Raw genomic sequence first — 13422 nt, 5'->3', positions numbered from 1 at the left:
ACAATTTAGCTTATTTTACATATAAAATCATCTTGATGCTGCCCATATTTTCCTTTGGAAAGCCATTCGGATATTGTTCCATTAATACCTTTAGCTCTTCTGTATTGCGATAAACATATCTTTTTGTCTCTGCTATCCAAAAGTTGATAGGTGCAGTTATTTCCTTCGCAACAAACCCAATTTTTTCGAGCGAAGAATGTTGGCTCCAATCACGGTCGGTGAAAGTCATAATGTCTCCTGGCGAGAAATCGCTACAAAAGGCTTTAATTAATTTGCTAAGGCCCCCTATGACATTAATACCTGTTTTATTACAAAAGCGTAATAGTTCAAATGAGCGATAATCTTCATCTTTATCCAACATTCGGCGCCCTCCAGAGAATACCGCGACCGCAACAAGCTCTCCCTGTTCATAAAGGCCATAACGATACTTGCCGGGAAGAGCGGTTTGTAAATGATGTTCCACGAGGAACTGTAAACTCGTTCTTTTGTCGATCCGGGCAACGACAGTATTACGGGCGTAAATGCGTTTGTCATTTTTTGTTCTAGAAACAATGCGCCTGACGATCAAATCAAACTTTGTTATTAATTGGTCTTCATCGATATGAATACAAGGATCGGAAGTATCACGTCTCACGGATTTCTCGTGAGGGTATAGTAAAATGTTAATTGTTAATTCCGGAGATGATATTTGTATAAATCCATCAACATGACAAAGCGCTAATGAAACTTCAAGAGCTTGCTCTAGCCTAAGCTTGAACTGTGTCGACAAATTTATAAACGAAGGATCCATAAAACAAAAGTAACTTTTATGGAAGTTTTGACGAAATATTCACTTTTAATAATTATCCGTACCTTTGTACCCAAGAATATAATGGAGCGACAGCGTATCCTTGTTAAAAAAGTACAATGACTCAGGATGAGCAATTAGCCTGACATGATCTAAAATAAAAACGTGCTAAAATTACAACAGGCGCCAAGTGACTTTAAAAGCAAACAGCGTGTAACGAGCTCAGGTAGAAATGAGTATCGGCACTTATAAATAATTATAATACATATGAAACTTCCGATAGTGGCGTATGGCGATCCTGTATTAAGAAAGGTCGCTGAAGAAATAGATGAAGACTATCCAGATTTAAAGAAATTGATTGATGATATGTTCGATACCATGTATGCAGCGCATGGTGTTGGCTTGGCAGCTCCACAGGTAGGTTTGCCTATACGTATGTTCGTTATCGATGCAACTCCTTTCGCAGAAGATGATGAAGAAAACAAAGAAATGCTCCAATCGTTCAAAAAAGTTTTCATCAATCCCATCATGGTTGAGGAGTCTGGTGAAAAATGGGCTTTCGGTGAAGGCTGTCTAAGTATCCCAGATATTAATGAGGACGTATTGCGTCACCGGAATATTCGCATCAATTACTTAGATGAGAACTTTGAAGAGCATGAAGTAGACTTAACAGGTTTGGCTGCCCGAGTGGTACAGCACGAATATGATCATATTGAAGGTAAACTATTTACCGACAAATTGAGTGCCTTGAAGAAGACGATGCTAAAAGGTCGATTGGATGCTATCGCGAAAGGAAATATTCGTGTTGGTTATAAAATGAAATTCCCACAGCAAAAGAAAAAGCGTTAGTTCATACTAACGCTTTTTCTTTGTCGCTTCCTTCTAGTCCGTCTTTTAATCCATTTTTAATATGGATTCGGTCATCCAGTGTGACGTGTTCTAGAAAGTTTACGTGCTAAGAGGGACTTTCCTCAATCCAAGCGGGGTAAATACAAACGATATTTAACGGCTGTCATTCGTATTAAAAAGACAACAGCAGCCCCAATAAATGCCGCCCAGGAGAGGTCGAGATCAAGGTGCACCAGCAAGATATATGTGAGCCCTCCACCTAAACAGGCCGTAGCATATACTTCTTTTTTAAAGATTAGTGGGGTTTCGTTGAGTAGCACATCGCGTGTCATCCCCCCACATACCGCGGTGAACATTCCAAAGATAATGGCAGCATAGGTATTGCTTTCGTAGTTGAGTGATTTTTGTACCCCAAGGATGGTAAAAAAGCTAATTCCGATGGCATCAAAAAGTGTCAACGTACGATAATAACCATACAACTGTTTATTGAAGATAATGGCAATTAAAATTCCGAGGAAAATAGCGATGAGATAATTGCTATCATTGACCCATACTGGGCGTAGATTCAAAAATACATCCCGCATCGATCCACCGCCAATGGCTGTCACAAACCCTAAAAAGGCTGCCCCAAAAATATCAATATCTTTACGTTTTGCCGACAGGGTACCCGATATTGCAAAAAATAAAGTGCCAAGCAAATCGCTTAGATAAAAATAGTTGGCATCAGTAATCATGGTAATCCTTTTTAAATCAATATGTTAAATCCTCCATCTGACATTGTCCCATTTAGCCTATATCAACGGGGATAAACTTCCGTTTATTGGACAAATTTAGGAGAAATCTTGATAGTTTAAATTCACCGAAAGGCGAATTGCTTTCAACCCCGCAATTCCTTGTACATCTTCCAATTTTAAATGTTCGATGGTATGCTCAATAATGCCCATGTCATAGATTGCCTGTATACTTAGCATGAGATCCTCCAGGATTTCATCCGATAAATAGACAATAGCAATTTTATTGACCTGGGTAAGTCGTTCTTTGGTTCGCTTTACCCGAATTTTGTCTATCCTCTTTTTGATGATTTCATAACGGATATTGAGCGATCCCTCGACATCAAACCTCCTTTCATCTTCCCGGAAGCTGATATCAATGCTATGTGGGTTGATGAAAATCAGTTGTGTTGTTTCTAAAGCCAGTGGCAGCGTATCTTTCGCATGGTATGCTTTCAGCGCAATTCTGGCCATCGAAACAATTTGCTGACGCCTAAATACATTGATGAATTCGTAGCTGAACGATTGTTGGGGCGTAATGGATTCGCCGATATAAATGTCATATTCAATACCGTCTGTCCTGAACTTTTGAAAATAAGACGGATAATTTCCCTGGATGAAGCTATTGAAATGATCCAGTTCTCTACTGATCAATTGATTGATCTGACGTAGAGAAGTTTCAAACTCATTCCGATAAAACTCCCCGGTGTCCCGATTGGTGAAAAAATGCTTCGCATAATGCTCAATCACCGCTATTTTTGATGGGAATTGCTTTCTGGCTTCTTCTAAAAATGGCTGCACATCTTTTCTGAAGAACTCAATGATCTTGACCATCGATTCATCAAAAGAGATATGGTCAAGAGATTCTGTAATTTGATCGACCCGTGCTGAAAAAGTCATAATCAATTTGTGCTTTCCGTCTAACGAGAGCTCATCAATAAGCATGGCGAGCTGTTTGACCTTGAAGCTAAAGTCTTTGAGAATAGAGGCGTTTCGTATGATCGTAGAGTCTTTGACATCGACAGCACCATAGAGCGGATAGACTTCTTCAAATACAACCGCTTTAATATGGGCATCCTGACTATCGTTTTCCAGTTCCTGAATGTACTGGGCCGCGATATGGTTAAATTTCCACTGAACCGAAGGCTGTATTGTCGTAAACCGGTTAATGATGATATCGTCGATACGTTTTTTAAATTCCAGGGTGATATCCTGAGCTAGTTGTGATAAAAGCGGAACCAGAGAACCTAAGGCTTGCATGGTTTGACTGTCGAGCTGATCTTGTTCACGGCTGTATATTTCCAATATGCCTGAAAGAGAATGATTATGAATGAGCGGAATACACAAATAGGTCGTTACCCCCGACAAGCTAATTTGCTCGTCGAAAATGGACGTGGTATTCCGGATACCATTCGTCGCATTACTTGTATAAAATATCACATGCGGATGCTTTAGGTAGCCCGCGATTTCAGGATTGATCTTAAAGGTTTTATTGGCGGTATACGCTTCAGCAAACAAGATGCTTTTATTGGTGATTGAATAATCGAAAAATGGTACCCCATTTAATTGGAACAGCGGAAATAGACTAAATACCGTATCAGGCCCCTTTAATAGCGGTGTGATTATCTTTTCTAAATCAGCTAAAAAGAGGTGGTAATTGTATGTAGGCAAATCCAGGAGGATGGACTGGATTCGCCGTAAGGTATGTTCCGTACTGGTCTTTCTTAAGGTCACCATGCTAAAGCCCGATAACTCAAAATCTTCCAGTTTAACGGTATTGATAACGGTATTCCAGTCAAAAATGGAATCACTGGGGTTTTCCGATAAACGACCTATATCAAGTGCCGGCAATGTCTTTTTTGCTTTGATCTCAACAAATTTAAAATCGATGTCTAAATCGTAATAATCGATAATCTCCCCCTGATCGTTGAGGTGATGATAAACAATGCTGCTGTTTTCATTGGGAGAAAAGCCATAGAGTCTATCGAAGATGAGGGTATAAAAGAGCTTTTCTCGATTCGTAAGAAGGCTTCCGGCACGCATCTTCCCTTGCATTTCTTGCTCCACAAGCTGATGGCTAGCTAGGTCGAAAAAGGCTTCGGTTCCATAGAAGGCTTCTTCTGCTAGGGCTGTTGTGAGTGCCCAGTACCTTTTTGGAGCAGTGTCAATCAACGATACGGAGAGGCTATAAATCAATTGCAGAATATCTTTATAGGCATTGAGATTCTGCTTGCAGAGTTTGCCGTTGAGATGTTCAATTTCTTTGATGCGTTCCAACGCAAACAAAGGAATCATTTCATCCGATGAAGTGCCATTTTCAATAAAAGATTCCAGGTATTTGAAAAATGGTTCAAAGTCTAGCCTGCCATTTGTATACGTATTGGCGTTTTTTGCCGTTGTGAGTTGTACTTTCTTTATCTCCATGGATCGAAATTTTAAAAGCGGAAACCTGTGCTGAAATAGGGATACCAGCCTTCATTGGATTTCGTCATGACAAAATGCAAAGGAAGTGCATTGGCGACGATGTAATAAATGCCCCCACCCACACCTTGATGAAACTTATCACTATTATAGCCCTTTGCCCATACTTTTCCAATATCATACATGGTCATTAGTCCGAATTCACCTGGAAGAACATAGCTTTTGACATCAAGTACTTTAACACGGGCCTCTAGGTTATTATACAGCATCTGTTGCCCCGCAAATCGATATTGGCGAAATCCTCTGAGATTTTCATGGCCACCTAGAAATAAATATTGATAAAATGTAGGGTTCCCGACAACGATCCCCCCTCCCGTTCTATTGGCGAATATAATGCCTTCATTGAATGCACTCAAATAGCCGGTTATTGCGGCACTTAACTGCGCTGAATTTTTTGAGTACGGATTGAGTCCAAAATAGGAATTCAAAGCGGCTTCAATATATAGCCCTTTACTTGGGTTAATCTTTCGATTACGGGAGTCTTGTGTTAAAAATGCATTGATACCTGCAAAAGTTTTGTCTTTGGTAATCGATAAACTATCGTAAGAATGTAAAGCTTGGGGATTTAAAATAAATCGATCTTCATTCTCAATCGGATCTAAGTGGTAAAATTGGATATGCGGACCTACGGCAAAGCTTAACGTAGATGAAGGTTTCCATCTTAACTGCGGATTGATATTGAAAATATTGAATCTGCTTCTGTAATATTTTGCACCATACTGTTCCTTTAAGAAGAGCGAGTTATTACCTACACCGAAGAAGTTTTGCGTGTTGTCAGGAGCTTTTGCTAGCGCATCGACAACAAGATCTGCATCCCCGACAACAGCTATCCATTCGCCTCTATAGTGAATTTTATAAGCTCCGGTCCGGAAGGCTGTTGCTACAGTCAGTTGTTGCTTATACGTAAAAGGATTTTTTCTAAATCCACGCTGATGTGTATAAGCAGCCCCCAGCCCGAGCGAAAAACCGTCATCAGCATTATAACCCGCAGTCACCAGAGGAAGCCAGGTGTTATATAGGTTTACAGGAACAAATTGCGTGTTGGTACTATCTTGTGCATAATGAAGCTTTATTTTGTTCTTCTCACCCAGTAAAGTGGAGTTTTTGGTATTCTCGTAAAGCTGTATTTTCGATTTGCTTTCGTTGATAACATAAGTCTTTGGCGTGCTATCTCCAATAATTCGGAGTTTAATCGGAGAATTTGCGTTATCGATGACAACAGAGTCTTTTCCCTCACCTAAATAGAGACGAATTTCTTTTGTTAGGCGGTCTTTATAGGTTTTGTCCATCAATGCTTTGGTGACCTTACCATCTTTATTGATCTTCGAAACTTTGACTTTCAGGTTTTTATTTTCCGTGCTGTGTATTTCTACTTTTTCGTTTTTGTCGCTGAGGTGAATATCGACAATGTTATTGATGAAATTATAATACTCTTCCATCGCTGAGGGTAGAGCATCACGACGGCTTTGAAGTGTTTTAAAAATTTGTTCCCCACGAATAGCAATGGACGACTGTGGCAGGCTACGTACCGACTCCCATAATACCGAATCTGTGAGACGTGCTACAAATTGCTTGACCTCTTTGGTCCATTCCTTGTGAGAAAGCTGGTTGCTCGGATGGGCATTTAAAAAACGCGATTTAAATAAAGAATAGCGAATATTGGGAATACCCGTCGTAAAACCTTGCATGACTGGGTTGACAAATTGCTGATAGATATCTTTCATCAGAAAACCTTGTGTGACACGCAGCGCCTGATCCCGATCGCGGGGAATAGGAATGTAGTCTTTATCGTGATCTGTGCTATCCTGATTTTCATTATACCAACGCCATTGATCCTCGTGTCGATCCCAATCGCTTACCAATACATCCAGCATTCTTGCGCGCAGATATGCCTTAGCTTTAAAGTTATCATCGTTATCTTCCTGTAGTTTTCGGACAGCTTTTGGGCTGTTGTCTGAATCACCAAGTGGTTCGCGTTCTTCTAGTAAAGCCACCGTATGCTCAAAAAGCGGTGCGTATTCCCCCAATATGCTGTCTTGTGCAACAACGCCGATGATAGGATGGGCATGGGGGACGTTCACGGCATTTGCCAAAGCAGGGATCATAAGCGCGGAATAGGGATGCTGGGCGCTGGTGGCATCGTCTAAGACATCCTGTACAAAGGTCCCATGGAGCTCCTCAGGTATGAGGGATTCAGTCCTTTTATTGACCGAACGTAGTGCCCATTCCCGGCCGATTGAATCCGTAAGTCGTAGGGAAACCGATTGCATCCCGCCTCCCTGTTTGACAGGATGCAGTCCCCCGTACAAGGTTGAAAGCTGAAGCAAAGGCAAGGTGGTTTCCGCGGCCCATTCTTTGCGGTAATTTTCGCCAAGTAAGAACTTCTTGAATTTACTGGCTTTACCATATTTTGCATTTGCAACGATGCTAACACTGTCCTTGATAACGGTTTGAGCAAAGGATTTGCCCTGATGTGCAGGGGACTGTGTATGCTTTTGTTGTGAATAAGCATGACTAGCAAGAAAAATAAGAAAGAATGGTACTACCTTTTGCATGCCTATTTTTGTTCAAATTTATAAATGATCCCTTTATCCTGATTACCGGCTTCGCTGCTGATGTAAAGATTAAATTTTGAATCAAAGTTAATGCCTTCAGGTTGAGGGAAAATCTTCGGGTCTAATGGAGAGAGTGATTTCACATGAAAATTCTCATCGGTTACAACAAGAGCTTTGTCTACAGAAGATAAGATATACCATTCCTTGCTGTCTGCTTTTTTAGCTAACGCCGAGGGTTTGAACGTTTTCTTAATTTTAGCATCAAATGCATGAAGTTCATCAAGCTGGATGGCAAATTCTCCCTTCGGCTGAAATTGACCACGCTCGTCAATTGAAAAGACATAACCCGAGGTTTGCGATTGTTTTTTGTCGACCTTACATTCTTTACATAATACGTATGCCTGGTTGCTTTCGCGGTCAACAAAAAGCCCTTCATACTCTCCTTTTGGAAGTAAATTTTTCTGTTCGACCACGTTTTTTATATCGTCCTTTTCGGCAATGGGAAAGGAATTGATGCTACCATTGCTCTTTAAAATAAAGAAATGTGTATTGCTTATCGAGATGTCCTCATAGTCGCCATCTTTTCCAAAAGGGTTGAACGTAACTTTTTGTGTCGGTTGGTTAAATTTATAAAGAAAGCCCTGCTCATCTTGAATGGCATAAATATCGTCATCCTGTCCCGCGAGAAAAGCTATTCCGGATATTTCTAACAATTCGTCGGGCAAACTCATCTTTATGCCCGAAGATAATGTATAGGGTATTTGTTGCTGTTTTTCAGCTTGAACATGAGCGGGTTTGTTGCTGTTTTCCTTGGTTGTATTATTCGGATTGCAGGCGAGAAAAATAACAGAAGCTAAACCTAATGCCATAGTTGTCAATATCGTGGGATTTTTCATCATTATATGATTAAATTTTAAATTGAGGAAGTCATCCGGTTTCTGAATGAGCTTACGTTCAATGATTATATTGTTGGGCTTTTAGGCTGTTCTTGTTGTAATGAGCTGCCTTGTTGAATAGCCCTATTGTCTCATGTTGCCTTTCAAATAATGAAGGATTTGTTGCTGAGAAACATTTTTCTGCTGTGTTTCTATTGCCTGATTTTGTCCGTGTTCATCCAGTAAAGTTGCTTCGGTGTCGTCTGCAAACTGAATATCGAATAACTCTTGTATTTGATGTGCTAATGCTAGATTCAGCAATGGAAAGCAAGTTTCTATACGTCGGTAGATGTTACGGTTCATCCAGTCTGCAGAGCCCAGATACGCGCTCGTTTGTGCTTGATATTGAAAAATAAATATTCTGCCATGTTCTAAATATCGTCCTACAATCCGTTTCACGACAATGTTGTCGCTCAATCCGGGTACTTGTGGTTTTAGTCTACAGATTCCTCTGACCAATAATTGCAGTTTTACCCCTGCCCGGCTCGCCTCATACAATTTATTGATTAACGATTCTTCTTCCAGATTGTTTAATTTAATTTTTATTGTAGCGCTGTCTCCGTCTTTAGCTGCTTGGATGGTCTTGTCTATCAGGGATAAAAATGTATGTTTGAGATTGAACTGTGCAATTAATAGATGGTTAAAAGACAGCTCATTTGGATGATGGGGTTTTCTCCGAGCTGGTAAAAACTCGAATAGCATGTCTAATTCGTTGGTCAATAGTTTATTTGAGGTCATAAGGAAGTAGTCCGTGTAGACCTTCGCCGTTTTTTCATTTAGATTTCCTGTGCCTAATAAAGCACTTTCTCGACCCTCTTTGCGTTTGACGAGCGCTATTTTGGCATGTACTTTTAAATTGGGGATGCTATACGTGATTTTGACGCCCTGTTCTTTCATTAATCGAGCCCAATGTATATTATTCGCTTCATCAAAGCGCGCTTTCAATTCGACAAATACATTGACTCTTTTCCCATTTTTTGCTGCGGTAGCCAGCGCTTGTGCAATATGCGAATCACCGGCGATACGGTATAAGGTCGTGTAAATCTCATCTACGGTTGGATCTATTGCGGCCTCATTAAAAAAACGTAGTATGGGATCGAACGATTCATAGGGCGTGCAGACCAACAGATCCTCTCGGTCTATTTGGTCAAAGATAGATTCCCTGAAATTCTGATTCTTATTGATTTGCAGCTGTTTTGGATAAGAAAGTTCTGCTGTTTTAATCGGAAATGAAAATAGATCTTTCAGATTGTGATAGTTTCCGCCTTCGACAATGCTACTTTTTCGCAGATCAAATAGTGTTGCCAATGTTTCAATCAGCTGTTTTGGCAGATTTGGCTGGAATAGAAAGCGTGTCGCATAGCCAAGATCACGTTTATTGACTTCCGTCTCAATTTTTTGGGCAATATCACCCTCAAATTCATCTTGGAGATTTAATTCCGCATCCCTTGTGATTTTAAAGGAATAGAAATTTAATGATGTATTTCTTATGGCTTCAGGAAAAAATGCTTTGATAATATCATCGATGAGTACGACATATTTATTCCCATTGATCTCACAGGTGAAAAAGCGGCCAATATGATTTGAAGGGACATTTAGAAAGAATACCACTCCAGTATTGTCGTCTGTAACGACGAAGTAGAGCTGATTGTTGATCGGAAAAAAAGAAGTATCATCAATTGGTATAATTTGGAGGTAGGAGGCAATTGTACTAAAGAAATATTGAGCTGCGAGGTCTTTTGTTTCTGCTGGAATAGCTTGGTTGTAGATAAAGGATATATTTTCTTTTGCTAATTCTTGGATAATATCAGCTAGTATTAAGCCAAATTTTTCCTGTTGTTTGTTGATGGTTTTTGACGCTTTTTTATATGTGCCAATATCGATGTTCGGAATGAGCTGTCCCGGATTTTGCTTCATTATTTTTTTCCAAGCCATTAGTACAGGCATTCTAACACGATAAAATTCATCCAGATTGGATGAGAAAATAGCGAGAAACTGTAGTTTTTCCAGTAAAGGTACCTCCTCACAAGCGGCTTGGTCAAGTACCCGGTCATTGAACGATAACCAGCTGATGTCTCTGTTGATATAAAGATCTTTCTTCTTCATCCGTATAAATTTATGGTTATGGCAACGTGCTTACAACAACATTAATAATGATGCTATCTATTGGTAGCTAATGATTGATCTAAAGGCGGCATCTTTTTAAATAAAAAAGAAAGTTTGGAAAACATGATGCTGAAATATTTCACTGTTTTTATAGTATTGCACTAAAATATGGTTGCGGCGACAAAAGAAACAACCGATATAACAAGTCCAAACATAAAAATTCCATAGGCGTATCGTAGAAGCTTATATTTTCGTCCTAATACCACACCTTGCGAATAAACATCCTTGGTGAGCATGCCATATAGAAATTCCGAGTCGACCATTACCTTCTGCATACCCTCGTTATAATCGTCGAGTTTCATTTTGTAAAAATTTCCAAAAAAGAGAAGATTGACTGATTTCTGTTCGATTTCCTCCTTTGAGAATTTACCCGACGGAATTTTGGGTATCGTTGACAGTATGGCCATGACCATGGTTGCTACCACGGCTGTAGTTAAGATAATTGTTGGGATAATCAGGTGCTCGTTGGCATCTAGTTTCCGAAATAAGACAGCAATCACGACAGAAAGGATAATAGAATTGACCGTTAAGAGGATGTTGGCCTTATTGTCTGCCATGTCGCTTAGTCGCTGATTGTTTGAGGACGTAATCCGGAACATTGTTTCTATCCCACGTTCTGGCTTACTGCCTTTCTCTTTTTCCTTTTTGTCTTCCTTTTTACTTTCTTTATTTTTTGAGATAGATTTCTCCTGTTTTTTCTCCAGTTCTTTTAGATTCATCTCCTTTTTGGCATTAAGCTTTTGTTGCGCATATTCAGTATGGTAATGATGGCTCATTAATAGTTTGATTGTGCCGGCCCGCCATACGTCTTTATCGATCTCCTTCCCTAGTACTGCTTCAGCTTCGGCTTTCATCAGTTTGTTTCTGTTGACGAAATCCTCATTCCCAAAATGAAATAGGTCTGCGTCGCAGAGAATTTGCTCCAGCAGATTTGTAGGATCCTGAGGCATTCTCGTTGCTAAAATACAACCTTTGATTTTTTCCTGTATGGCTTCCGGTATGCCTTTGTCCTGGAGGAAATTTAAAGCAATTTCGACACTTCTCTTTTCATGACCAATAGCATTGTCAGATTTTACGTAGCCGAGATCATGAAAGAAGGCGGCACTAATGACAATAAAGTGATCCTCCTCTCCTAGTTTATAGTACGATGAAATCTCCTCCGCCGCACGTACAACAGAACGTGTGTGTATCGTATTGTGAAAACAATGGCAAACTGAAATATTTTCTGTAATATAAGTTTCAGCATATTCTTCTACCTGTTTTAAAAGCTGAGCATAATCTATCATGGACCAATATGGTTTTATTTGCAATAAAAGTATTTAATATCTTTAATTTCTTAAAAATAAGGTCTTCTTTTTTGTTATTTATTAACCTAGATCAAATTTACTGAAAAAAGCGTTATTCCAGTAGTTGTAAAATTGACTGTTATATAAGTAGATGAATTGTTCTTAAAGCAGACCGCTAATCGGATGAAATATTTAGCTTTTACTAAAAGAGTACCCAGACTAATGCTAATCAAGGAAACCTAGGTAAAGCCTATAATACTCGAGCAAACATTTACTAAGGCGGTCATTGAGCATGTTTCAGATTAATACCGTCGATAGGTAAAAACGATAAGATAGGGCGTCCAGAATTCGAAATTGGATTCTAAACTGGATCCTGATTCGATCCTATGCTGAGGCCGATGCGGGAAATCAGTAGGGCGAAATGCTTTTTTAGCCCTTTTTATGCTGTGTTTCTCCGGGCATATAGCGCTTTTTAGTCATTATCCAGTGTTTATCCAGTTTTCATTCCGCTCCGAAAGCCACTCTAAGGACAGTTCAAGGGGGGAGCATAGCGTGACAGGGCTTACTGCGTGCCTGACTCGGACTCAACGCAGACTCACCTCGGGTTTAGCACGTATTCACGGTGTATCACTGATAAATAAAGACAGCTTATGTGTTGCCTTAAACCAAGGGAGATAAGATAACAAGGGTTGCTCCGCTCCATCGTTAAATTGGGGCATTCCCCTACGCTGCTCTGCTCCCAAATTCTTTTTGCGCCTTTGATAGTATGTTTTTCCGAGTTGTTTTCGTGTGGCAGCGTCGCTGCGGAGTTTTTCGGCTGCGGTTTGGATTGGTGTTGGCCCTTTTTCGGGGTATCCAGGGGGTATGGCCGCGTTTGGAGTGTCATTTGCCCGTGCTGGCAGCGGGGTGAGTGCGGGCTTAGAGTCGGAGACAACACGGACTCACCACGGACGCAAGACGTTCAGGGGGTAAACCAGCCCCGACCATGGTACGAAGGAGGCTGGGAGGGCAGTCGGAGGTTTCCGCAGACCTTTGTCAGCAGCCGGAGCGTTGTCCCCAAGCGGAACCACCTTTCCCTAAATAAGGGAGAGTTAAGGATGCTTTATTCCTTAGTTTAGCTTTTGTTTACCGTTAGCTTAGTAATAAGTTAGGGTTTACTTAGCCATAACCTATACTATACCTAAACTAAACCTAACTAAACCCTAAACTAACCCTAAGTAAGCAGGCAGGAAAGTATAACTGCAAATGAAGGTATTCCGGAGCCCTGTGTTCTGCCATTTTTCCGACCTACCGATATCCGCCTATCCCCTGTTATATCCTGCATTGCGGTGTCTTTCCGCTGTGATCTTTCCGATGGGACAATTTTCCGGTCTTATCAATATCCACCCGTTTATAGGCTGCGCCTATGCGCATCGTCTTCGATTGAGCGTTGAGCCGAGCGGGCTACCAAAGTGATCCCGAGCTTAAGCAGATCGAGCAATACAATGTTCATCCATGTTTCCGCTGCGGAGCCTGTATCGAGTCCCGGTTCCCGTCCCCATTCTGTGCCGGATCCGGCCTTCCCAGCCTTCCGATCACCTGTTTTACAAAAAG

Annotated in this window: 10 protein-coding genes; 2 read left to right on the top strand and 8 right to left on the bottom strand. The window is 40.6% G+C overall.

The features are described from left to right. Nucleotides 1-10: 10 nt before the first annotated feature. Entirely contained in the window at nucleotides 11-790 is a 780-nt protein-coding gene (locus B2O97_RS21400) for a hypothetical protein (RefSeq protein ID WP_070562811.1), read from the bottom strand. Between the two features lie 264 nt (nucleotides 791-1054). Between B2O97_RS21400 and def the strand changes: the two genes are divergently transcribed. Further along, nucleotides 1055-1636, top strand: coding sequence for a peptide deformylase (gene def, locus B2O97_RS21395; protein ID WP_286754250.1), 582 nt, complete (start codon nucleotides 1055-1057; stop codon nucleotides 1634-1636). 122 nt (nucleotides 1637-1758) lie between these two features. Here def and B2O97_RS21390 read toward each other — a convergent pair whose 3' ends face one another. The 6 genes from B2O97_RS21390 to B2O97_RS21365 form a co-directional block, all read right to left on the bottom strand. Beyond that, nucleotides 1759-2370: a trimeric intracellular cation channel family protein gene (locus B2O97_RS21390; protein ID WP_070562817.1), complete on the bottom strand. Its 612-nt coding sequence runs from the start codon at nucleotides 2368-2370 to the stop codon at nucleotides 1759-1761. A gap of 96 nt (nucleotides 2371-2466) precedes the next feature. Next, on the bottom strand, nucleotides 2467-4830 hold the full coding sequence (locus B2O97_RS21385) for a GAF domain-containing protein (RefSeq protein ID WP_286768096.1): 2364 nt from the start codon (nucleotides 4828-4830) through the stop codon (nucleotides 2467-2469). A gap of 11 nt (nucleotides 4831-4841) precedes the next feature. Then, the gene (locus tag B2O97_RS21380; RefSeq protein WP_286768095.1) at nucleotides 4842-7442 is read right to left on the bottom strand and encodes a hypothetical protein; all 2601 of its coding nucleotides are present in this window, start codon (nucleotides 7440-7442) and stop codon (nucleotides 4842-4844) included. A gap of 2 nt (nucleotides 7443-7444) precedes the next feature. Beyond that, nucleotides 7445-8341, bottom strand: coding sequence for a hypothetical protein (locus B2O97_RS21375; protein ID WP_286768094.1), 897 nt, complete (start codon nucleotides 8339-8341; stop codon nucleotides 7445-7447). A 120-nt stretch (nucleotides 8342-8461) separates the two neighbouring features. Further along, a complete protein-coding gene (gene ppk1 / locus B2O97_RS21370) occupies nucleotides 8462-10483 on the bottom strand; it encodes a polyphosphate kinase 1 (RefSeq protein ID WP_286768093.1) in 2022 nt (673 codons plus the stop codon). A 161-nt stretch (nucleotides 10484-10644) separates the two neighbouring features. Next, nucleotides 10645-11829, bottom strand: coding sequence for a Pycsar system effector family protein (locus B2O97_RS21365; RefSeq protein WP_254667661.1), 1185 nt, complete (start codon nucleotides 11827-11829; stop codon nucleotides 10645-10647). A gap of 789 nt (nucleotides 11830-12618) precedes the next feature. On the opposite strand from B2O97_RS21365, the gene B2O97_RS21360 reads away from it, so the two are divergent. Beyond that, nucleotides 12619-12801, top strand: a complete 183-nt coding sequence (locus B2O97_RS21360) for a hypothetical protein (protein ID WP_286768092.1) — start codon at nucleotides 12619-12621, stop codon at nucleotides 12799-12801. A 418-nt stretch (nucleotides 12802-13219) separates the two neighbouring features. Here B2O97_RS21360 and B2O97_RS21355 read toward each other — a convergent pair. Beyond that, on the bottom strand, nucleotides 13220-13422 hold a 203-nt coding region (locus B2O97_RS21355), incomplete at its 5' end, for a hypothetical protein (RefSeq protein ID WP_286768091.1).

This window comes from Sphingobacterium sp. UBA865, from assembly GCF_002295765.1.
In the GTDB taxonomy this organism is placed as follows: Bacteria; Bacteroidota; Bacteroidia; order Sphingobacteriales; family Sphingobacteriaceae; genus Sphingobacterium; species Sphingobacterium multivorum.
The sequence above is the reverse complement of the archived record's forward strand: the minus strand, read 5'-3'. Positions and strand labels throughout refer to the sequence as shown.